The 21,684-nt window shown below is 38.3% G+C and carries 21 protein-coding genes; 6 read left to right on the top strand and 15 right to left on the bottom strand.

Annotated elements, in window-relative coordinates; translation table 11 throughout:
• Window positions 1-60 precede the first annotated feature (60 nt).
• On the top strand, window positions 61-450 hold the full coding sequence (gene cadR / locus JG479_RS01880) for a Cd(II)/Pb(II)-responsive transcriptional regulator (RefSeq protein WP_182671357.1): 390 nt from the start codon (window positions 61-63) through the stop codon (window positions 448-450).
• Between the two features lie 283 nt (window positions 451-733).
• Here the strand turns inward: cadR and JG479_RS01875 are convergent, their stop codons facing one another.
• Both JG479_RS01875 and JG479_RS01870 read right to left on the bottom strand, forming a co-directional pair.
• A complete protein-coding gene (locus tag JG479_RS01875; RefSeq protein ID WP_200219806.1) occupies window positions 734-1,120 on the bottom strand; it encodes an MbcA/ParS/Xre antitoxin family protein in 387 nt (128 codons plus the stop codon).
• Window positions 1,121-1,467: 347 nt separating this feature from the next.
• The gene (locus tag JG479_RS01870; protein ID WP_149602041.1) at window positions 1,468-2,835 is read right to left on the bottom strand and encodes an MFS transporter; all 1,368 of its coding nucleotides are present in this window, start codon (window positions 2,833-2,835) and stop codon (window positions 1,468-1,470) included.
• A 162-nt stretch (window positions 2,836-2,997) separates the two neighbouring features.
• On the opposite strand from JG479_RS01870, the gene uvrA reads away from it, so the two are divergent.
• Entirely contained in the window at window positions 2,998-5,817 is a 2,820-nt protein-coding gene (gene uvrA, locus JG479_RS01865; protein ID WP_200219805.1) for an excinuclease ABC subunit UvrA, read from the top strand.
• An 81-nt stretch (window positions 5,818-5,898) separates the two neighbouring features.
• On the opposite strand, the gene JG479_RS01860 is transcribed toward uvrA, so the two are convergent.
• Entirely contained in the window at window positions 5,899-8,043 is a 2,145-nt protein-coding gene (locus tag JG479_RS01860; RefSeq protein ID WP_200219804.1) for a transcriptional regulator, read from the bottom strand.
• A gap of 282 nt (window positions 8,044-8,325) precedes the next feature.
• Here JG479_RS01860 and JG479_RS01855 point away from each other — a divergent pair, with 282 nt between their 5' ends.
• Together JG479_RS01855 and JG479_RS01850 are read left to right on the top strand one after the other, a co-directional pair.
• Entirely contained in the window at window positions 8,326-8,691 is a 366-nt protein-coding gene (locus JG479_RS01855; protein ID WP_200219803.1) for a hypothetical protein, read from the top strand.
• 36 nt (window positions 8,692-8,727) lie between these two features.
• Window positions 8,728-9,648 carry a TraB/GumN family protein gene (locus tag JG479_RS01850; RefSeq protein WP_200219802.1) on the top strand — a complete coding sequence of 307 codons (921 nt, stop codon included), beginning with the start codon at window positions 8,728-8,730 and terminating at the stop codon, window positions 9,646-9,648.
• A gap of 114 nt (window positions 9,649-9,762) precedes the next feature.
• Here JG479_RS01850 and trpS read toward each other — a convergent pair whose 3' ends face one another.
• The 3 genes from trpS to rpe are packed head-to-tail and all read right to left on the bottom strand — an operon-like array spanning window position 9,763 to window position 12,148.
• Window positions 9,763-10,767: a tryptophan--tRNA ligase gene (gene trpS, locus JG479_RS01845; RefSeq protein WP_002958388.1), complete on the bottom strand. Its 1,005-nt coding sequence runs from the start codon at window positions 10,765-10,767 to the stop codon at window positions 9,763-9,765.
• Window positions 10,768-10,799: 32 nt separating this feature from the next.
• A complete protein-coding gene (locus JG479_RS01840; RefSeq protein WP_200219801.1) occupies window positions 10,800-11,465 on the bottom strand; it encodes a phosphoglycolate phosphatase in 666 nt (221 codons plus the stop codon).
• Window positions 11,465-12,148: a ribulose-phosphate 3-epimerase gene (rpe, locus tag JG479_RS01835; protein ID WP_002958386.1), complete on the bottom strand. Its 684-nt coding sequence runs from the start codon at window positions 12,146-12,148 to the stop codon at window positions 11,465-11,467. The genes JG479_RS01840 and rpe overlap by 1 nt, the downstream gene beginning before the upstream one ends.
• A gap of 161 nt (window positions 12,149-12,309) precedes the next feature.
• Here rpe and JG479_RS01830 point away from each other — a divergent pair, with 161 nt between their 5' ends.
• Together JG479_RS01830 and JG479_RS01825 are read left to right on the top strand one after the other, a co-directional pair.
• A complete protein-coding gene (locus tag JG479_RS01830) occupies window positions 12,310-12,606 on the top strand; it encodes a hypothetical protein (RefSeq protein ID WP_200219800.1) in 297 nt (98 codons plus the stop codon).
• A 3-nt stretch (window positions 12,607-12,609) separates the two neighbouring features.
• Window positions 12,610-12,795 (top strand): DUF2970 domain-containing protein, encoded by a 186-nt coding sequence (locus JG479_RS01825; RefSeq protein ID WP_002958384.1) that lies wholly within the window; start codon window positions 12,610-12,612, stop codon window positions 12,793-12,795.
• Here the strand turns inward: JG479_RS01825 and JG479_RS01820 are convergent.
• The 9 genes from JG479_RS01820 to JG479_RS01780 form a co-directional block, all read right to left on the bottom strand.
• Window positions 12,752-13,609: a Dam family site-specific DNA-(adenine-N6)-methyltransferase gene (locus JG479_RS01820; RefSeq protein ID WP_002958383.1), complete on the bottom strand. Its 858-nt coding sequence runs from the start codon at window positions 13,607-13,609 to the stop codon at window positions 12,752-12,754. The genes JG479_RS01825 and JG479_RS01820 overlap by 44 nt on opposite strands.
• A gap of 53 nt (window positions 13,610-13,662) precedes the next feature.
• Window positions 13,663-15,015 (bottom strand): SPOR domain-containing protein, encoded by a 1,353-nt coding sequence (locus tag JG479_RS01815; protein WP_197121765.1) that lies wholly within the window; start codon window positions 15,013-15,015, stop codon window positions 13,663-13,665.
• Window positions 15,016-16,086, bottom strand: coding sequence for a 3-dehydroquinate synthase (gene aroB / locus JG479_RS01810; RefSeq protein WP_024596026.1), 1,071 nt, complete (start codon window positions 16,084-16,086; stop codon window positions 15,016-15,018). It lies immediately after the preceding gene.
• Between the two features lie 27 nt (window positions 16,087-16,113).
• Window positions 16,114-16,632 carry a shikimate kinase AroK gene (aroK, locus tag JG479_RS01805; RefSeq protein ID WP_004589350.1) on the bottom strand — a complete coding sequence of 173 codons (519 nt, stop codon included), beginning with the start codon at window positions 16,630-16,632 and terminating at the stop codon, window positions 16,114-16,116.
• Window positions 16,633-16,816: 184 nt separating this feature from the next.
• Entirely contained in the window at window positions 16,817-18,922 is a 2,106-nt protein-coding gene (locus JG479_RS01800) for a type IV pilus secretin PilQ (protein ID WP_200219799.1), read from the bottom strand.
• Entirely contained in the window at window positions 18,909-19,448 is a 540-nt protein-coding gene (locus JG479_RS01795) for a pilus assembly protein PilP (RefSeq protein WP_039485843.1), read from the bottom strand. Before JG479_RS01795 ends, JG479_RS01800 begins: the two co-directional genes overlap by 14 nt.
• Window positions 19,445-20,050 (bottom strand): type 4a pilus biogenesis protein PilO, encoded by a 606-nt coding sequence (locus JG479_RS01790; RefSeq protein ID WP_200219798.1) that lies wholly within the window; start codon window positions 20,048-20,050, stop codon window positions 19,445-19,447. Before JG479_RS01790 ends, JG479_RS01795 begins: the two co-directional genes overlap by 4 nt.
• Window positions 20,040-20,612 carry a PilN domain-containing protein gene (locus JG479_RS01785; RefSeq protein ID WP_002958376.1) on the bottom strand — a complete coding sequence of 191 codons (573 nt, stop codon included), beginning with the start codon at window positions 20,610-20,612 and terminating at the stop codon, window positions 20,040-20,042. Before JG479_RS01785 ends, JG479_RS01790 begins: the two co-directional genes overlap by 11 nt.
• Window positions 20,600-21,679 carry a pilus assembly protein PilM gene (locus JG479_RS01780; protein WP_024596029.1) on the bottom strand — a complete coding sequence of 360 codons (1,080 nt, stop codon included), beginning with the start codon at window positions 21,677-21,679 and terminating at the stop codon, window positions 20,600-20,602. Before JG479_RS01780 ends, JG479_RS01785 begins: the two co-directional genes overlap by 13 nt.
• Between the last annotated feature and the right edge of the window lie 5 nt (window positions 21,680-21,684).

Below are 21,684 nucleotides of genomic sequence, written 5' to 3'. Positions count from 1 at the left end.
ACTATAGGTACAGTGTAAAGTCTATACCTAGTATAGAGTCAACAACACAAAGGCACGTTTATGAAAATAGGTGAGCTATCAAAAAAAAGTGGGTGTTCTATTCAGACGATCCGTTTTTATGAAAAACAGGATTTGTTTGAGGCTTGCAATCGCAGTGAAGGCAACTACAGAATTTACGACGCATCATCGTTGAGAGCACTGCGATTCATTAAACAATGTCGCTCATTAGATTTGACCATAATAGAAATTAAACAGCTGTTGGATACAAAAAATAATCCCGATAAAAGTTGTTCTAGTGTGAACAATTTGATCCATCAACATATGGTTGACGTCACGCATCGCATTGCAGAGCTTGAGGAGCTAAAGGCTACCCTATCTGAGATAGCCTCGGCATGCACAGATGATAGAAAAGTTAAAGAATGTGGGGTATTGCAGTTGCTTGAAGAGTGATACTTATATCTACAAGTCTTGTAGTTTACGTTTGCCTAAGGTTTCATAATTGTACATGGTTCGCTAATTGATATTAGATAAAGAATAAATAGCTATGTCCGCATTTTTGGGCTAAGCAGTCGTTCGACTGAGGTAGGTCGAATGTCCGTTGATCGCTCAAAGGCGACCTTAGAGAATTACGTTAACTCATAAAGGGGCAGAAACGAGTTACGCTTGAATGACTATACATGGCACTTAGCCGAACTTCGGTAGCAATACGTATATTTGATCTATATTGCTTTCATTAATTCAATTGACTGTTCAGATATATACATACCTTATGTAATTGACTGAGACATCCCGAGGATAAAAAACTTAATGCGGAAGCTCCTCCAAATGCCCTATTTGGCTTGTGCACCCATTCATTAGCTTGCTCCCTTTTTGGAAATAAGAGTCCTAGGTTTTTATACATAATTATGAAACAGGAAATACGCTCGAGTGTCTCCGTGCTGAGAGATGAAGATTCATTGCGTTGCCAGTCTTTGAAAATTTCAGGGCGAGGACTTCCTAAAAAAGCTATTTGGTGAGCTTCTGTAACATTCCATTCGAACATAATATTAAAAAAAGTTTTTAATGCCACTTGAGCGACTTGTTCTGATTTTATATCTAATTGATTAGGTTTAAGTGGCATAGCTTTCTAAATTATTCTTAATCAGTATTGAATAAGTTTAATCTAAGGGGAAATTAATGAAAAGCAATGTTTTACCAATACATACAAGTCTAACTTTCCATAGAAAGGTTAATTTTAGTTAAACCGTAACCTACTTAAAGTTTATAGATAATATGTCATTTATTGATAGTAATAACTACTTTATGGAAGTTGTGTTTAGTATTGCCTTATAGTTTCTGATTTATTTAAAAGTATAGAACTCTAAGTATGACTAAACACATATAGTGTAAATTAAAGTATAGTTTTTTGAGTATGAATAAAAATTACTTTGTTCACACCGCGTGCCATGGAACCATCTCCTATAAATGTTAGATTAAACCAGCGACTTTACGCGCTTGGTCTAGGTCAAATTCTTTATCATTAATCTTTAAATAGCTGCGACTTTCATCGCGAACTACAGTTGCTTCTATTACACCTGGTAAAGCAACTAACTGAGAAGCAAGTACTTGAGCATGCTCTTCAGAATCTAATTTGGTCATTAAACTAATAACTTTACTTTTGGGTGGGACTTGCATTTTCCACGCAATAATAAGCCATATTAACCCAACAAGTGCCGCTGCCGCAAACACAGCTTGCGTCGTTGTAGTTTGTGCTACATAGCCACCTAACATACCGCCTAAAAAGGCGCCTAAAAACTGACTAGATGAGTAGCCTCCCATTGCTGAACCTTTTTGGCTTGCAGGTGCTATTCGCGATACAAGCGCAGGCATAGTGGCTTCTAAAAAGTTAAACGCCACAAAATAAAGCAGCATACACACAGCAATGCCTACTACACTATTAACCCATACCGACATTGCTAACATACTAATAGTTAACAAGGCTACCGAGCCAATAAATGCTTGTTTTTCTTTCTCTTTTTTAATGGCCACAATCATTATTGGTACCATTAATAAAAATGCTAAAAATAGCACTGGAATATACAAATACCAGTGATGGTCGGCAACCAAGCCATCTTTAATTAATTGACTCGGCAGTACCACAAAAATTGTGGTTAGCGTTAAATGCAATAACAATACACCTGCATTTAATCGTGCTAACTGAGGGTGTTTAATTAATTTTTTAATGTCGCTGAAGCTTGCTAATGTATCGCCTTTGGGCGCTTTATTTACCGCCTTTGGCACTAGCATGGTCACTATAAATATACCAAAGACAGCTAAAATAGCAGTCAACCAAAATACACCAGCAATACCCCACGAAGCGGCGACAATTGGCCCAAGTAACATAGCAAAGGCAAAGCTCATTCCTATGCTCATACCAATAACGGCCATTACTTTTGGTCGTTGCTCATCACGGCTTAAATCTGAAGCAAACGCGAGTAGCGCACTGGCTATTGCGCCCATACCTTGTAAAGCACGGCCTACGGTAACCATTTGGATAGAGTCAGCTAATGCAGCAACTACAGAGCCTATAGCAAATACAACTAAGCCACCAACAATAACCTTTTTACGACCAATCTTATCGGATAATCGACCCATAGGTATTTGTAATACAGCTTGCGTTAAACCATACGCACCAATGGCAAAACCAATCCAAATAGGCGAAAAACCTTCAAGCGATTGTCCATAGATAGCCAATACAGGCATCAGCATAAACAAGCCGAGCATTCTAAATGCAAACACACTCGCCAGTGATACAGCGGCGCGTTTTTCTCGTGAATTAAGTGAAGATGCGGTCATTATCTGCGTGATCTTACTCTATGAAAAATTGAGGTTGGGATTCTACCATAAGCTTGGCAATAATTAATCGCCTATAAGTAAGGATTTTTCATTGATCAAGGATTAATATTGCTTCGTATTATGCGATACTGAGTAAATAACTTTGGTAATAAACGAGATAGCATGGAAAACATTGAAGTCCGAGGCGCCCGAACGCACAATTTAAAAGACATCAGCCTAACCATCCCACGTGATAAATTAATAGTTATTACGGGTCTATCTGGTTCGGGGAAGTCATCACTTGCATTTGATACGCTTTATGCAGAAGGACAACGCCGATATGTTGAATCACTCTCTGCGTACGCAAGACAATTTTTATCGCTCATGGAAAAGCCTGATGTGGATCACATCGAAGGCCTCTCTCCTGCCATTTCTATTGAGCAAAAGTCAACGTCTCATAACCCGCGTTCAACCGTAGGTACTATTACCGAAATTTACGATTATTTACGACTTATGTTTGCCCGCGTTGGCGAACCACGATGCCCTACACATGATTTACCACTTGCTGCGCAAACAGTTAGCCAAATGGTAGATACTGTTTTGGCTCTACCTGAGGGCAGTAAATTAATGCTGCTTGCGCCAATAGTAAAAGAGCGTAAAGGTGAGCATGTTAAGTTATTAGAACAGCTATCTAGCCAAGGTTATATTCGCGCCCGTATAGACGGTGAAGTATGTGACTTATCCGATCCTCCAACGCTTGAGCTTCATAAAAAACATACAATAGAAGTTGTTGTAGACAGGTTTAAAGTAAAAGATGGCTTACAACAACGCTTAGCAGAATCGTTCGAAACTGCACTTGAAATGTCTAATGGTGTTGCACATGTAGCATACATGGACGATAGCAGCGCTGAAGAGATTCTATTTTCAGCAAATTTTGCCTGCCCTACTTGTGGCTATGCAATGACTGAACTTGAGCCGCGTTTGTTTTCGTTTAATAACCCTGCTGGTGCGTGCCAAACCTGTGATGGTTTAGGTATACGTCAATATTTTGATCCTAATCGCGTAGTGCATAACCCAGAGTTAAGCCTTGCTGGCGGTGCAATTAAAGGCTGGGATAAACGCAGCTTTTATTACTATCAAATGCTGCAAGCGGTTGCGGATCATTACAATTTTGATTTAGATGTGCCTTATCAAGATTTAGACAGCGAATCGAAAAAAATTATTTTAGATGGCTCTGGTAGCACTAAAATTGCGTTTAATTACCGTAACGACCGTGGCGATTTAATTACGCGTAACCATGAGTTTGAAGGCGTTTTAAATAACATGAATCGGCGCTACCGCGAGACCGAGTCAAACTCTGTACGCGAAGAACTTGCTAAATACCAAACAAGCCAAGCGTGTCCTAGCTGTCATGGCTCGCGCTTACGCGAAGAATCTCGAAATGTATTTATTGGACAAACCAACTTACCTGCAATCACATGCATGAGTATTGGTGAAGCCATGGAATTTTTTGAAGGTTTAGAATTAACCGGACAAAAAGGCCAAATAGCTGAAAAAATATTAAAAGAAATTCGCGACCGCTTATCGTTTTTAATTAACGTTGGCCTAAATTATTTATCACTTGAACGTAGCGCCGATACATTATCAGGTGGTGAGGCTCAACGCATCCGCTTAGCCAGTCAAATTGGTGCCGGTCTTGTAGGTGTAATGTACGTACTAGATGAGCCATCAATTGGATTACATCAACGCGATAACGACCGCTTACTACAAACACTAATCCATTTACGCGACTTAGGTAACACCGTTATTGTGGTAGAGCACGATGAAGATGCTATTCGTGCTGCAGATCATATTATTGATATTGGTCCAGGTGCGGGTGTTCATGGTGGGCATATTATTGCTCAAGGTACGCGCGACGATATTTTAGCAAGCAAAGAGTCTGTTACGGGCCAATTTTTATCAGGCGTACGTAGAATAGAAATACCAAAAGAACGTCACCCAACGAACGATAAATGGCTAGAGCTATTTGGCGCAACGGGTAATAACCTTAAAAATGTGGATTTAAAAATCCCATTTGGTTTAATGACCTGTGTGACAGGTGTATCGGGCTCAGGTAAATCAACGCTAATAAACGATACTTTATTTAAACTTGCTCATACAGAGCTAAATGGCGCAACCACTGCCGAAGCGGCACCGTATAAATCAATTAGCGGTTTAGATCATTTTGATAAAGTGATCGATATTGATCAAAGCCCAATTGGTCGTACTCCTCGTTCAAATCCGGCAACCTACACAGGTATATTTACCGGTATTCGTGAGTTATTTGCAGGCACACAAGAAGCGCGTTCACGTGGCTACAAAGTAGGTCGCTTTAGCTTTAACGTTAAAGGTGGACGCTGTGAAGCGTGCCAAGGTGACGGCTTAATTAAAGTTGAAATGCACTTTTTACCTGATGTGTATGTACCGTGTGATGTATGTAAGAGCAAACGCTATAACCGTGAAACGCTCGAAGTCCAATACAAAGGTAAAAACATACACCAAGTACTTGAAATGACTGTTGAAGACGCGCATGAGTATTTTGACAAAATACCGGCTATTGCCCGCAAGCTTAAAACCTTAATGGACGTTGGTTTATCGTATGTCCGCTTAGGTCAAGCCGCTACCACGCTTTCAGGTGGTGAGGCGCAACGTGTAAAACTAGCACGCGAGCTATCAAAGCGTGATACTGGTAAAACACTCTACATATTAGATGAGCCAACAACAGGCTTACACTTTGCTGATATTGAACAGCTGCTTGTTGTACTTCATCGCTTGCGCGACCACGGAAATACAATTGTTGTTATTGAGCACAACCTCGATGTTATTAAAACAGCAGATTGGGTGATAGATTTAGGACCTGAAGGCGGAGCTGGCGGTGGTGAAATACTCATTGCTGGTACGCCAGAAGAAGTGGCCGAATGTGAGCGTTCGCACACAGGTCATTACCTAAAGCCATTGCTTTAATACCAATAAAAAACACCAAGTAGTTTAACTACTTGGTGTTTTTTATATTTAGCTCCCGACTGTTAGTCCTTGATAAACTTTTTATTCATCCCAACTAATTTGTATAATTTGCATATCTTTGTATTTAGCACCCGTGAATAAAATTTCGTTATCTGAACTCACTTCAAAGCCAATAGGTCGAAAGTCCACGTGAATATCTTGTATAGTTTGATCGTGTAAATTTAGTCTAGCGACTCTAGAAATAGAATCTGAATAATAGAAATAGTCTTTGCTAACTCCATACGCAACTGACTTTTTGGCGTTTTTAGGTAATTCCCAGCTTTGCCTATCTGAAAGGCGAATTAACTGATTATCATTGGTTACGTACCCGTTACCTTTACTATCTGAAATGAGTTTATTAGCTTTTATACCTTCTATTACACGTGTATCACGTGTTACTAAATTAAATTCTGCCAATATATTTTTTGAACCAAGTCGCTTAACATAAATAATGCTGTCGCTATTTTTTGACCAAATATAGCTTACTATTTTATGCTTATTAAATTCTTCAAATGGATAAAATTTTTGAGCGTTTACGTCATAAAGTGAAAAACCTTTATTTTTCATGAATATCATGCGTTGCTTATTAGGAGAGGCTCTTAGTCCTCCTAATAAAAAAGTTGATGAGCCATCATCGTAATTAAAAAAGCTAAGTTGCTTTGTAAGACCATTTTGAGAGAGCCACAATTGACTGCTGCCAGAACGCTCGGATACAAAAACATGTGCTGTCCCTTCCTTATTAATTATTTCAGCAATGTTGTACTCGTCTTTATCACTTTTATAAAGTGCTTCATACTCAGGATTATCACCAAAAGGGTCTGTAGCTTTAATAAGCGAGTATGCCTGTGTCATATTTTCCGAGTAAAATAGGCTGTTAGCAGATTGAACTGCAATATAATAAGGTGAGATTGCTGGGGTAACCGTTAGTGTGCGTTTAATAATATTATTTTCATCAAACACAATGGTTGAAAGGTCAGAGTCTTCAAAAACAATCACGCCTTTATCGTCTGCAAGCCAGTCAAACGCGAAGCTAATTATGCTTTTCTTTGCTTTAAATAACCGCTTGGTTTCATGGGTCTCAAAGTTGTAGCTAAATACAGAAAAAGGCTTACCCTTTTGACTAAGTACATATGCTATTTTACTACCAGAATGAGATAAACGAGGCATGATTACGCCATACATGACGCCTGGTGGTGGGATCACTATGAATTCTTTTTTAAGTTCTAAATCATATTTATATAAACCTGAACCCTCATGCTCATTTTTATATTCGGTGTAATAAATATGCTCACCACGTTCGTCTACTTGCGCATAACCTGTGTATCTAAGGTCGCACTTTTTAATTAAAGTAGCCTCTCCTATAACAGGAAACTGGCTTAAATCAACGAGAACCATTTCACACTTTTGCTGCTTTAAGTTGGTCGCTTGTAACAACACAGAGTGCTGATTTAACTGCCACGATAAAATAGATACTTGAAAGCCAGGATAGGTAATTTCAACTTCCCTTTGATCAGATAGTCGCTTTACAAATGCATGCATTATGTCATTTTCAGGTTCAACATTTGTATAAGCTAAATATTGTTTATCTGAGGACATCTCAGGGTGAACCTCACTGCCTATATTCCACGTGCTTGCTACCTTATTAACCGTGATCTGTTTAATCTTTTCGCTAGAAGGTGCATTAATAAAAAACAACCCAAACCATACTAAAGAGCACAGGCAAATAATGACGAATAAAGAATAAATCAAAAACTTTTTACTATTCTTTTTTTGAACTGGTTGAGAAGTAGTTGCAGTAGCTATCTCTTCATTTTTGGCTGAAATACCCGGTGAATCAGGCAAAATGTTTACAGGCTCATTAGAAACGTTTGCTTGCGTTAAACGCTCAGGTATTACTGTTAGGCTATATCCTTTACGGTAATGCGTTTTTAAAAGCGGTGATTTTTCAATTGGGTGGGCAAGCTGCTTTCTTAACTCTGAGATTGCACGGTTAATCGCATTATCATCAACAAAGCTCTGTTGCCAAACACACTCAATAAGCTCTTGGCGGGAAACAATTTGTTGAGGCTTGTCTATAAAGTGAAGTAATAGCTTTACTAAGAGTGGATCTAATTCCCTTTCTAAATGGTTTGAAGTAATCACACAGCGATTACTAATAAATTGCCAAGGTCCGATTTGATAATTCATAGTCTTTACGTATTTTTATTTTTATAAACCGTATCACACCTACACTTTCTTTTATAGAAAAAGCATTTTAAACCTTATATTAGCATTATAAGGTTTAAGGCTAACCCTCTAAATTAAAACAATTATTTAATTTAAAAACCTTATCTATTAATTGCTCATAACTAGATAAGCGACTCTCAATAAATTCAGCGATATTCTTTAAACCGTCATCAACAAGCAGCTTAGTAAAAAATCATTTGTGATTCTAAATTGGCTGCAATTAAAAATATAAAAGGTTTAATTATGAATAGCACAATGAAAAAAGTACTACCGGCTTTACTACTAACAACTGCTTTTAATACAACTTCAGTTATTGCAGCTGACGCTAAACAACACACCGTTCAAAGTAATTTTAATCAATGCATAATTGGTGAAAGCGTAGAAGCGATTAACCCAGTTAATAAAAAGCAGCAAGAAACAAACAACATAGACGCCACTGAGTCTTTAAAAAGTAATGTTGATACACAAACGTTACTTTCTTCGATAGATGAAAAAATATCAGCTGAGCTTGACTCTTCAATGAGCAAAATAAACTCGCAAATTGATAAAAACCTTTCAAAGGTAACATCCTCAATCACTGCATATTTCAGCACTGTGTTATCGAACTAAAAACAATAAAATTAAAAGTTACATAAAGGAATTATCATGAAAAAATTCACAAAAAAATTAGTATCTGCCAGCGTATTACTTAGCTGTAGTCTTTTAGCAAATACAGCACAGGCTCAAAGCTCTGTATGGCAAGTAAGCAATGGTAATGACTCACTATTTATTGGCGGTACAGTTCACATACTACCTAAAGCTGAAATGCCACTACCCGCTGAGTTTAACCATGCTTATGAACAAGCAGATACGATTATTTTAGAAGCACCGATAACTGACCCAGCCGACACCAATGCACAAATGCAAATGTTAGGCGCACTATCGTATACAAATAACGAAACGTTAAGTCAAAAACTAGAACCCGAGATTAAGGCATCACTTGAAAATAAGCTTAGCGAGTTTGGCGCTAACCTCGCTAAGTTAGATGGTTTTCGCCCTGCTATGGTTAGTATTGTCTTAATGTCGATGGAGCTTCAAAAGCAAAATTTAATGGGTGAAGGGGTTGATGCTTACTTTACTAAAAAAGCGACTGAAGATAACAAAACAAAAAATTACTTAGAAACAATCGAATTTCAGTTAGAGCTTTTTAAAACAATGGGTCAAGGCAACGAAAACGATTTCATTAAACGTAACTTAGCCGAGCTTCACAACTATGGCGATATGTTTAAAGGACTTTTAGCTGCCTGGCGCAAAGGTGATACAGACACACTGAATAAAGTGGCACTTGAAGATATGCAGAAAAATGATCCGAATAGTTACAAACAAATCATTACAGATAGAAATAATGATTGGTTACCAAAAGTAGAAGCCATGTTTAACAACGACAAAAATGAGTTTGTACTTGTTGGAGTTGCCCATCTTGCAGGACAAGATAGTTTACTTACCTTACTTGAAAACAAGGGCTATAAAGTTTCTTTAGTTGATATTGATAGCACGGCAGATATAACAGTAAGAGGGGCTGAATAATGGATAAAACAGACAAACTAGCTATATCGCTACTGTTTCTATTTGGGTCTATCATGTTGATATGTGCTATATAAAAAATGCCGCTAACAAGCGGCATTTTTTATTTTAGTAAACTTACCCGCGAGGAATAAAACCAAGCGCATCGTATACCGATTTCAATGTTTTCTCAGCACGTACACTTGCTTTTTCAGCACCTGACTTCATTATGCCATCAAGTAGGTTTTGATCTTCTCTGATCTCTTTAAAGCGTGCTTGAATTGGCTCAATCATATTTACAACTGCATCTGCTGTATCTTTCTTTAAATGGCCATACATTTTATCTTCATACTCAGGAACTAGGTCTTCAATTGAGCGCTTAGTTGCAACACTCAATAAAGTAAGCAAGTTTGATACGCCAGGCTTTTCTGTGCGATCAAAATATATACGTGCTTGTTCATCTGAATCAGTTACTGCTTTTTTAAGCTTTTTCACAATTTGCTTAGGCTCATCTAATAACATGATGTAACCATTTGGGTTTTCGTCAGACTTAGACATTTTTTTAAGTGGATCTTGCAAGCTCATTACGCGTGCACCAAACTCAGGGATATACGGCTCTGGTAATTTAAATACGTCGCCATATAAATTATTAAAGCGTGTGGCTATATCGCGAGTCAGCTCTAAGTGTTGCTTTTGATCATCCCCTACTGGCACTTGATCAGCTTGGTATAATAAAATATCTGCAGCTTGCAATACCGGATATGAAAATAAGCCCACGTTTACGTTATTTGCGTGCTTAGATGACTTGTCTTTAAACTGAGTCATTCGATTAAGCTCACCCATTTGCGCGTAACAATTTAATACCCACGCTAATTGTGCGTGCTCAGGTACTTGCGATTGTACAAATAACGCAGATTTTTCAGGATCAATGCCACATGCCGCGTAAAGAGCAATACCATCTAACACTCGAGAGCGCAGTAATTCAGGCTCTTGGCGAACCGTAATAGCGTGTAAGTCTACTAACATAAAGAAACTTTCGTGGTCTTCCTGTAACTTTAGCCACTGGTTAATAGCGCCAACATAGTTGCCTATTGTCATACCACCGGTTGGCTGAATGCCGCTTAAAACTACTGGTTTACTCATGATTTTCCTTTATTTTGCTTAATGAATAATATTTAACGCTGCGTTAGAACAGGTATTATATCTAAGAAGTTATCGCATAGGTACTGCGGATTATAATCCTCAAGACTTTCACCTTGGTTATAGCCATAACTAAGTGCAATTACGTCTATATTAGCGGCTTTAGCTGCAAGTATATCGCTTTTAGAATCACCTATCATTATTGCTTTATTAGGCTGCGCATTTAGCTTTTTGCAGGCAAATAGCAATGGTTCTGGCGATGGTTTTTTTGCCATGTCGTCACCGCATACAACCACATCAAAATGACTCGTTAGTGCCAATTTTTCGAGTAGTTTCTCTGTAAAAATTCGAGACTTATTAGTGATTAATGCTTTAGGCATACCGCGAAGTGCTGCAAGCCCTGTTTCTACATGTTGGTACAAAACACTATACTCACCAACTTGTTGTTCATAATACTTATAGAACTGTAATATTGCTTTACCACTAAGTGACTCATCTAGATTTTCACTCACTTGCATATCGCCACTCAAAGCGCGTTTTACAAGGACTTCAACACCATTACCAATCCAACTTTCAACCAAGCGTTGACTAACAATAGGAAAAGCAAAATCGCTCAAGGTTAAATTAATAGCGATATACAAGTCGTAAACGCTATCAACCAAAGTACCATCTAAATCAAATAAGGCGACATCGTACTTCATTACTTAACACTTCCAAGCTGCTCACGCATTTGATCAATCACCACTTTGTAATCAGGTTGATTAAAAATAGCTGAGCCTGCAACAAACATATCAGCACCCGCTCGAGCCGCTGCTGCAATATTATCGACTTTAATACCACCATCAACCTCTAAGCGAATATCTCGGCCTGATTCAATAATACGCTGTTTTGCTTGGCGTAATTTTTCAAGCGTATGAGGGATAAAGCTTTGCCCGCCAAACCCAGGATTTACCGACATTAGTAAAATGGTATCTAGCTTATCAATAACATGATCTAAATAACTTAGGCTTGTTGCTGGATTAAACACTAAGCCTGCTTTACAACCGTGATCTTTAATTAACTGTATTGTACGATCGACGTGCTCACTGGCTTCAGGATGAAAAGTAATAATAGAAGCACCAGCCTCAGCAAATAAAGGTATTATGCTATCTACAGGCTTAACCATTAAATGTACGTCGATAGGTGCTGTAATACCGTAATCTCTTAGTGCTTTACACACCATAGGACCAATTGTGAGATTAGGTACATAGTGATTATCCATTACATCAAAGTGAACCACGTCAGCACCCGCTTCGAGAACTTTATCAACATCTTCGCCTAGCTTTGCAAAATCAGCAGACAAAATAGAAGGGGCTATTAAATATTTTTGCTCTGGGTTAAACATGATTAACTCCATCAATAAATAGTGTATTGCGTTAATGTAACTTAATTGAAGATGTTACCCAAGTAATATGGCGTGATAGCCCCCATTTTAGGTAACTTTAAGTTTGATATTTAACCAATATTTGCTATGATTAAAAAAGTAACAAATTATTGGATTTCATCATGCGTGCTTTTAAAATTGGGATATTAATTGCGTCGGCATTACTGCTTATCGGGGCGTTTAGCTTTGGTTCAAGCTCTGAGCAAGAATTAAGCTCAGTGAGTAATTGTCATAATACACAACTGATAAGTGCTCAAAACACTTTAACTGCGTGTATTAAAGCTGAAGAAGAGTCATCATGGTTTTCGTGGTTAACTGGCGATAGCCGTAGTGCTCAGTTTCATTACCTTGATTTACTGGAACTACTTACTAGTTCTGAAGATTCTAAAAACGCTCCTTCTTTAAAACCTTTATTTTAAATAATGCTACAATTTTTTAGCGCGTTGCAAAGTGTGCTAGCTGCATTTTTTGGTGTTCAGTCTGAAAATAAACGCCAAGTCGATTTTAAACAACACTCTCCTTTATCCATCATTTTAATTGCGATTGTACTATTTGTTGCTTTTGTTATCGCAATTTACGCAGTGGTTGCTTGGGTGCTAAATACATAGCCATCAACTCGTCAACTTTATTTCTAGAGCCTCCTTTGGGGCTAATAGTGCGCTTTACTTGAATTTGTTCAAGCGATGCTTGGCTATAAATTTTACGCGTCCACACGGTATCGTGGTTTGAAATAAGCACAGGTGTGTTATTTTCAAATGCGGCTTGTTCTGCCAAATTAGCTAAGTTAGCCTGATCATCTAAATTAAACCCCCCTTTAGCGTAAGACGTAAAAGAAGCCGTTTTACTTAATGGTACATAAGGTGGGTCGCAATAAATAACAGCATTGTTAGGCACTAACTTAAAAACGTCATCGTAATCTAAACAAGTGAACGTTGCTTTTTGTGCTTTTTCAGCAAAAAAATACATTTCTTTTTCAGGAAAGTAAGGCTTTTTATACTTACCAAAAGGCACATTAAAAATGCCTTTTAAATTATACCTACACAGTCCGTTGTAACCATGGCGGTTCATGTATAAAAACAAGATTGAACGTTCGTATACATCACGACTTTGATTAAACTGCACACGATATTCGTAATACGCATCTGCGTGATTATTCAAATCAACAAATAGCTTTTTAGCGTCACTAATAAGCTCATCTGGAGAGCTTTTAAGCTCTTTATATAAGTTAATTAAGTCTGCATTGATATCGTTGAGGATATAGTGCTTAAAGTCACTATTTAAAAACACAGAGCCTGCACCAACAAAAGGTTCAACCAAAGTATCAGCATGCTTGCTAGCTTGGTTTAATCGCGCATTAATGTTTTCAACTAGGCTGTATTTTCCGCCGGCCCATTTAAGGAAGGCTCTACTTTTTTGCTGCATTGGCTCTTTACTTCAATCTGGTGTTGCGCGATTTTACACTAAAGCAGTGTGTTTTACTGATCAACGACTGCTATTTCTTGCTTTATTTTACTAATTTTTTTATAGAAAGGTTTATTTTTTCTAACCCCTGGGGGTAAAGTATCCATTGCTGATTTTGCTTCGTTTATACTCTCAAAGCTGCCAAATGTAACAACCCACCATATTTGATTATTTCGCTTCGTTTGGTAAGTGTGTGCTTGCTGCTGTAGATTGAATTGAGCAATGAAATTATCGCGAACTTCCTGCTGAGTTACCGCTAATAATTGAATTACACTATTTGTATCTGCTTGCTGCATATACCAAATATTATCTTGGCTGATCTGAGTTTGCTCTGCTGTATTTACTTTCTCTACTTTTAGAGCTTTAGATACAACGTCACCTGCTTCACTGCTTTTGTTTTTAACGCTATTATCAATAGCATTGTCTAATACCTTAACGGTATTTGCAGGTTCGGTAAGACTTTGCATGATAGCAGGCACATCATTAATGTGTACGCTCTCAAGCTCAATATCTGGCTCAACTACTTCAGGGTCATTTAAGGTAACTACTGAGTCATTTTGCTTTATAACCGGCTCACTTACTTGCTCTACAGATATTGCTGTATTTAGGACTTGTGTTTCTTCCTGCTGATAATATTGTTGCCACCACTGCGTCATATCAGACTTATAAAGCAGACCAATAATTAAAAGCATAATTAACAACATCAAAATCAATAAGTGCAATCGCCAAGATACTTTATCTTTAACGATAATATCGGCTATGTGCTCACTAGGTTGCCAAGCAAGCAATAAACTGGGGTTACCATGAGCCTCGGCTAAAAAAGTACTAAAAACAGGGTCTTCATCATAAGGTAAATCAGTAAAGTACCACTGCAATAGCATCTTGCTTTCTCGAAGCGTCAGTGGCTCCAAGTAAATTTCGACAGCGTCATTTAAAGCAAGTTTAGACTGTGATGCAATTATGATATACAACGTATTAGGGCTATTTTTAGAAAGCAGCTCAAGCTCAATTAGTATCTCTTCAGATAGTTGCCTACCGCCATCAAGCACCCATAAACAAGGTCCGCACTGCTGTTGCTCAAGCAGCTGGTAATAGTTTTCAGGTAAACTTAAATTATGATCAACCAAAGGGGAATTAAAGCTTTGCTCTAATAAATCGCTCATTAGCTGAGCGTCAGTCATTTGTGCACTTACTTGCACAAACGCTTTATTAAAGTCATTGTATTTATCTGTAATGAAGGTTTCGAGCATATAACTTTTACCTAGCCCCGATGTGCCAAGTAAAACTATTAAATTTTGTCCGTACTCAAATTGCAGTGCGATTCTATCCACCAAAGCCGCACGGCTTGGTAAAATTTGTGACTGCATTTACTGCTCGATTAAGTCTCTAACTTGGTCATCAGAGACATCATCAACTAATGCACACTGGCCAAATTGGGTAGGTAGAATAAAGCGTATAGTGCCTCTTTTATTCTTTTTGTCCTTACGCATATGCGTTAGGAACTGCTCGCTAGTCATTTGCTTTGGAATTTCTGTTGGTAAATTATATAGCTCAAGCAGCTTAATAATTCGATCAACTTCACTTGCGCTCAAATCTTGGCGTGTCTTGGCAAGTTTAGCTGCTAATACCATGCCTGTTGCAACAGCTTCGCCATGTAACCAAACGCCGTAGCCCATTTCTGCCTCAATTGCATGGGCAAATGTATGACCTAAGTTTAATAAAGCACGTAAGCCATGCTCTTTTTCATCTTGCGCAACTATAAGTGCTTTTATTTCACAACATCTAAAAATAATATGCTGTAAGCACGTTTCATCTAGTTGCTGCAAATTAGCTACGTTTCGCTCTAAGTATGCAAATAATTCGGTATCGTAAATCAGACCATACTTAATTACTTCAGCCATACCTGCTGCAAACTCTCTTGCTGGTAGGGTGTGTAATGTTTGTGTATCAATAAAAACCGCTTGAGGCTGATAAAATGCCCCTATCATATTTTTACCTAAAGGATGATTTACTGCCGTTTTACCACCTACCGATGAATCAACCTGTGAAAGCACTGTCGTTGGTATTTGAATAAACGGTACGCCGCGCTGATAACACGCCGCTACAAAACCAGTTAGATCACCTATAACACCGCCACCTAACGCAATTAAGCACGTATCTCGGCCACAGTTATTTTGGAGTAAAAATGCTGATATTTTTTCAAACCATTCAAGTGATTTATATTGTTCACCGTCAGGAATAATAAAAGATAGCGGATTTTGATCTGCTAATGAGTCAAGTAACGCTTGTAAATATAAAGGCGCTATTGTGTCATTAGTAATGATGATAGGCCGACAATCACCAATATGGTGAACCAGGCGGCCATTATCTTGAAGTGCAGATTGCCCAATATAAATAGGATAACTTCGCTCGTCCAAATTAACTGTTAATTTAAGCATGCTTAGTTATTTCCTTATTATTGGTTTTTAAAAATCTAATTTCTCGATGATTTGGTTAGCAACAACTTTAGCGCTTTGCTCATCGGTACGTACAACAAAATCGGCAACTTCTTTGTATAGGGGCTCGCGTTCTTCTGCTAAGCGCTCTAGTACGTTACGAGGTGCTTCTTCAGTTTGCAGTAATGGGCGACGCTTGTCGCGTTGCGTGCGTGCAACTTGCTTTTCTATAGGTGTCTCTAGGTATACAACGATACCTCGAGCCGAAAGCTTGTTTCGAACTTCTTTGCTCATTACTGAACCACCACCGGTAGCAAGTACAATACCTTGCATCTCGGTTAAATCGCCAATAACAGACTCTTCTCGAAGTCTAAAGCCTTCTTCACCTTCAAGATCGAATACCCATGCAATATCTGCACCTGTGCGGCGTTCGATTTCTTGATCAGAATCAACAAATTCAAGGTGTAATTGGTCAGCGATGTGACGACCAATCGTGCTTTTGCCAGCCCCCATGGGGCCAACTAGAAATATATTACGTTTCTCAGCCATATCTTTTAGTACAAACAAACTCTAAAATTTGAAATAAAACCCCGCCTAACGACCTGGCCCCAAAATTAAGGAGGGGATTATCTCAGTAATTGCAGGGGTATTTCAAGTCAATTAGAATAAAAAGCCATATAACGAGCAATTAATCTAAATAATCACCCGTTGGTTAACATAAAACCACTGTATTTTAATCAATTTGTATTTTCGGTGTCACGAAAATAAGTAATTCACGCTTTTCATTAAACTCACTTGTGGTTTTAAATAGTCTTCCTACGTAAGGAATGTCACCTAAAATTGGCACTTTACTCGTAGTATTAATGATCTGCTGTTGGAAAATACCACCGAGTACTACGGTTTGGCCATTCTCGACTAACACTTGTGTTTGAATTTCTTGAGTATCAATAGACACAGCTTCACCAGTACCTGTTTGTACGGTATCACCACGTGTATCTTGAGTAATAATTAAATCTAGAATTACTTTATTATCAGGTGTGATATGAGGTGTAACTTCTAAGCTCAGTACCGCTTTTTTAAAGCTTACGGTAGTAGCACCGCTTGAAGCTGACTCAGTATAAGGAATTTCAGTACCTTGCTCTATTCGGGCTTTTTGCTGATTAGCCGCTATGATACGTGGACTAGCAATAATCTCGCCTTTATTCTCTTCCTCAAGCGCACTTAGTTCTAAATCAATCAGCGTACCGTTAGCCAGTTTTGCTATGTGTAAGCCAATGCTAGCCGCAGGGTTAGTGATAGGTAAATTTACATTTAATCGGTCTGAAATACTTGGTGCATTTGAAGTAGATGTCGCATTATAAATACCTTCTGCGCCTTCAAGAGAGCCTGAAATACCAACACTACTGCCTTGGTCACTAAAGCCCCAACGTACGCCTAAGTCTTCGGTAACGTTATCGCGTACCGTTACCATTCGAGATTCTATTACAACCTGCTGCACTGGAATATCAAGCGTTTCAATCATGCGGCGGATATTTTCTATACTCTTAACAGTATCTTTTACTAACAATGTATTTGTACGTTGATCAACAGATACACTACCACGGGCAGTTATAATACTGTTTGTATCTGTTTTTAATAAGTCAGCAAAATTTTCGGCTTTAGCATAGTTTAATCGGATGTATTCACTATATAGAGGCTCTAAGTCTTCAACTTGCTGTTTAGCTTTTAAATCTTTGGCTTCACGCGCTGCAAGTTCTTCTGCAGGCGCTACCATTAATATAGAGCCATCCATGCGCTTATCTAGCCCTTTAATACGTAGTACTACGTCAAGCGCTTGATCCCACGGTACACCATCTAGGCGCAACGTTATATTGCCCGTTACTGAATCACTGGTTACTAAGTTAAAGTCGTTGTAACCCGCGATAATTTGCAATGCTGCACGCACAGAGATATCTTGAAAATTTAAGGTCATAGGGCGACCTTGATACTCAACCCCACCATCTAAGTACGCATTTTGCGTTTCATCTTTTTCTACTGTCAACGTTAAAATATTATCTATTTGCTGATACGTAAACGTGAACTGAGCATTTGGTTCGATAACAACACGACTTAAACCATCTTCTTTAAAAGTCTCGATATTACTGACAACAGTACCAAAATCTAATACATCTAATTCATAAAGTAGATCGTCTAAAATATCGGTGTGATGAAAGTCAGCGTAAATTTTCCCGCCACTTTCATGGACTTCAATTGCAGCTTGAGTGTCTTGTAAAAATACAAGTACTTTTGCTTCACCCTTCTCACCACGTCTAAAATCAATTGACTGGATACGGTTAATGTAATTTCCACTTACATCACCTGAATCCAGCACTACATCTTCATTTTCAGATTCTGTAAGAGGGTTATCAGAGACACGTATCGATACTAAATTGTTATGAACTTCAGTCTCATAAATTTTTAATCTATCTAAGTTTACCGTTACCTTTAAACCACTGTTAGTTAAAACATTAGTAACACTGCTAATTCCAGCTTGATTAACTTCAACATCATTTAAACCAACCTCTAACTCTGCAGTATCAAAAAACATTTCGATTCGGGCTGGGCTATTAAACACTTGAACTTTTGGTTCAAAGGTTAACTCTTCATCAAAAACAAGCTGTAATTCAGTTTCGCCTTTAAGTAATGGATTATAACGAACATCATAAAGCAATGGCCCAGCTATGGCTGAGTTTACAGTGACTAAAGCAACAGCAGCCAGTAATGTCCGTGAAATACGATGAAGCCAAAGTACATCCTTATGCATCCTATTTTTACCTTTTTTATTATTAATTTGCGCCATCTGTTGCCGCCTCTAACATTTCTAATTTCGTCAGGCGCTCTTTCCAACAGCCAGACCCATCAGGGATTAATTCCACTAATTCTATATAGTCGTTGCTTACTCTTTTTACTTTGCCATCATAACTTCCAAGATAATTCCCTACCGTTACGCGGTGCAAAGTGTCATCTGTTGCTGTAATTAATGCCCATATTTGTCCACTAGAGCCAATTGTGCCTTTCATTGCTAAATTATCTAGCGGGTATTTCTCTAACGGTTCGCGGCGGCGCTCTTGATCTGGGTGCAAACAGTTTTTTACTTGCGTTAGTTTATTTTGAATAATCTCAGGCTGAGGCGCTACAAACGGGCTGCGTAGCTGACCAGCACTGTACTCAAATATTTCAAACTTTGTCAGTTCAGGGATCGACTCAACCCTTGGAGTTGTGCTTGCTTTTACCTGATCAATAAATTCTTTTTGCTCAGAAGTGTCATCATTACAACCCGCTAAAACAAATGCTATAGCTAAAGGTACTACGCGAAGGAGTTTCATTTTTTAACCCCTTCTTCATAACGATATGTTTTTGCAACAACACTGAATGTTAACTGTTTATCGCCCGATGATAAAATAGAAAAGTCATGTAAGCTTACAATCCGGGGTAACTGGGCCACTTTACCTACAAACTCACCAAACTCATGGTAGCTACCTATTACTTCGATTTTAATCGGCAGCTCGGTATAAAATTCTTTCTCAACTTCTGGCAGCCAACCTATTTTTAAAAAAGTCAGACCACTCGTTGTCCCAACATATGATAAATCATCAAGTAAACCAGGAGTTTCGTTCGAAGTGGGTAGACGCTTTAATAGCTGTGAAAACTTATCTTCCATTTCAATCATTTGTTGACGATATATTTCAAGCTTGCTCGCTACTGCATACTTAGTTCGATAAGTTGTTCGTAGTTCAACTTCTTTTGCCACGGCACTATGGTAGCTGTCAATTTCATCAGAAACTAATAGGCTATAACTAAAAAACAATACAAGGCCCGCAACAAATGTGCAGCAAATTGATTTAACAGCAATTGGCCAATCACCAATGTTATCAAGCTCTATTTCATTCCAATCAATTTCACTCAGTGCTTTAAAATCAAGGTTCATCGCTAACCTCACCAATTTTATCAAATGGTTTTACATAAAATTCCATATTAAAATCACTAAGTAAACGCGAAGATTGATCGCCTGCAACAATGCCCTGCATTGAAGGGTTCTCTAGTAAATATGAGCTTTGTACTTGGCGGAGCATTGTTGATAGGCGGTTATTAGATTCACTACGTCCTAAAACATGTATTTGGCTGCCTTTACGCTCCAGTTTTGTTAAATAAACACCACCTGGCACTATTTTGGCAACTTCATCCATTATTTGCGTACCCAAATTACGGCTGCTTTGCAATTCTTCAATGAGCCTCATACGCTGTTGTAAATTTTCCTTTCTTTTATCTAAGCTTCGTATTTCACTTATTTTTTTATCTAGCATGCTAATTTCTGAGCTTAAATAATTATTCTTTAAATTTTGACCGTCTTTTAAAGCACTATAAAAAGAGCTTAATAAATACATACTTGCAAAACAAAGTATAACGACACCAACAAGTATAGTTACAAATTTCTTTTTCGATTCTTCGCGTTGTGATTCACGCCAAGGCAGTAGATTTATATGTGGCATGTTGAAAAACTCCTTAATGCCAACCCTGTTGCAATTGCAAACTGCGTTTTGTGACGCTGCATTATATTACGATCTACCTTTGGGGAAATTTCCATATTTACAAAAGGCTCTGCAACAACTGAGTGGATACCGAGTTCTTCAATAAGCAATCGGTCGATACCTTTTATCATCGATGTACCGCCCGTTAATACAATATAATCTATTTGCTCTTTACCGCTGGTTGTTAAAAACATTTGCACAGCTCTGCGAACTTGTTGAAGTAACGAAGTTTGAAAAGGGGCTAATACTTCAAAGGTATAGTTTGGCGGTAAATCACCTGATGTTTTGCCTATTTCGGCTTCATCAAAGCCTTTATTATAATAAGCAACAATACTATTTGTATATTGATCGCCACCAAAAACTTGGTCACGGGTATAAATGGTTTCCCCAGCTTGCACAACACTCACAAGCATTAAAACTGCGCCAATATCGACCACAGCCACACACTTATTAAATGCATCGCTAGGTAATTGTTGATAGTAAACGTCCATAGCACGGCTCAATGCGTAGCTTTCTACATCTACTATTTTGGCTTCTAAATTTGCGGCTTCTAAAGCGCCCACCCGTGCTTCAACACTCTCAGTACGAGCAGCTGAAAGCAAAACATTCATTTTGCTAGGATCGGCCTCATTCGTCGAAAGCTTCTCAAAATCGAGGCTCACTTCATCAAGCGGGTAAGGGATTAAACTATCAGCTTCAATTTCAATTTGCGATTCAAGTTCAGCATCTGTTAACGATACATCCATGAAGATCACTTTTGTAATAACTGTTTGGCCAGAAACAGCCACTGCAGCAGATTTTAACGACTTCGGTAATTTTTTTCTTAATTTTGTAATAACGTTACCAATCGCTTCAATATCTTGGATTGTGCGCTCACTCATCGCACCTTTTGGCATCGGCTCAATTGCAAGTGCTTCTAGTCGAAATCCAGTTTCAATTTCACGTAAAAGCACCGCTTTGATAGAGTGCGATCCAATATCAATTCCTACCATCATCGGGGACGGTTTTTGAAATAGTTGACTTAGCATGTTTC

It is taken from the genome of Pseudoalteromonas sp. LC2018020214 (genome assembly GCF_016598755.1).
GTDB lineage: Bacteria > Pseudomonadota > Gammaproteobacteria > Enterobacterales > Alteromonadaceae > Pseudoalteromonas > Pseudoalteromonas distincta.
The sequence above is the reverse complement of the archived record's forward strand: the minus strand, read 5'-3'. Positions and strand labels throughout refer to the sequence as shown.

Coding starts and splice junctions, on each gene's coding strand:
- JG479_RS01815 (WP_197121765.1), bottom strand. CDS start 15,015: ATGCAGTCACAAATTTTACCAAGCCGTGCGGCTTTGGTGGATAGAATC.
- JG479_RS01795 (WP_039485843.1), bottom strand. CDS start 19,448: ATGAAACTCCTTCGCGTAGTACCTTTAGCTATAGCATTTGTTTTAGCG.
- JG479_RS01825 (WP_002958384.1), top strand. CDS start 12,610: ATGCTACAATTTTTTAGCGCGTTGCAAAGTGTGCTAGCTGCATTTTTT.
- JG479_RS01800 (WP_200219799.1), bottom strand. CDS start 18,922: ATGGCGCAAATTAATAATAAAAAAGGTAAAAATAGGATGCATAAGGAT.
- JG479_RS01830 (WP_200219800.1), top strand. CDS start 12,310: ATGCGTGCTTTTAAAATTGGGATATTAATTGCGTCGGCATTACTGCTT.
- JG479_RS01870 (WP_149602041.1), bottom strand. CDS start 2,835: ATGACCGCATCTTCACTTAATTCACGAGAAAAACGCGCCGCTGTATCA.
- aroK (WP_004589350.1), bottom strand. CDS start 16,632: ATGGCTGAGAAACGTAATATATTTCTAGTTGGCCCCATGGGGGCTGGC.
- uvrA (WP_200219805.1), top strand. CDS start 2,998: ATGGAAAACATTGAAGTCCGAGGCGCCCGAACGCACAATTTAAAAGAC.
- trpS (WP_002958388.1), bottom strand. CDS start 10,767: ATGAGTAAACCAGTAGTTTTAAGCGGCATTCAGCCAACCGGTGGTATG.
- JG479_RS01820 (WP_002958383.1), bottom strand. CDS start 13,609: ATGCAGCAAAAAAGTAGAGCCTTCCTTAAATGGGCCGGCGGAAAATAC.
- aroB (WP_024596026.1), bottom strand. CDS start 16,086: ATGCTTAAATTAACAGTTAATTTGGACGAGCGAAGTTATCCTATTTAT.
- cadR (WP_182671357.1), top strand. CDS start 61: ATGAAAATAGGTGAGCTATCAAAAAAAAGTGGGTGTTCTATTCAGACG.
- JG479_RS01785 (WP_002958376.1), bottom strand. CDS start 20,612: ATGCCACATATAAATCTACTGCCTTGGCGTGAATCACAACGCGAAGAA.
- JG479_RS01855 (WP_200219803.1), top strand. CDS start 8,326: ATGAATAGCACAATGAAAAAAGTACTACCGGCTTTACTACTAACAACT.
- JG479_RS01790 (WP_200219798.1), bottom strand. CDS start 20,050: ATGAACCTTGATTTTAAAGCACTGAGTGAAATTGATTGGAATGAAATA.
- rpe (WP_002958386.1), bottom strand. CDS start 12,148: ATGTTTAACCCAGAGCAAAAATATTTAATAGCCCCTTCTATTTTGTCT.
- JG479_RS01840 (WP_200219801.1), bottom strand. CDS start 11,465: ATGAAGTACGATGTCGCCTTATTTGATTTAGATGGTACTTTGGTTGAT.
- JG479_RS01860 (WP_200219804.1), bottom strand. CDS start 8,043: ATGAATTATCAAATCGGACCTTGGCAATTTATTAGTAATCGCTGTGTG.
- JG479_RS01875 (WP_200219806.1), bottom strand. CDS start 1,120: ATGCCACTTAAACCTAATCAATTAGATATAAAATCAGAACAAGTCGCT.
- JG479_RS01780 (WP_024596029.1), bottom strand. CDS start 21,679: ATGCTAAGTCAACTATTTCAAAAACCGTCCCCGATGATGGTAGGAATT.
- JG479_RS01850 (WP_200219802.1), top strand. CDS start 8,728: ATGAAAAAATTCACAAAAAAATTAGTATCTGCCAGCGTATTACTTAGC.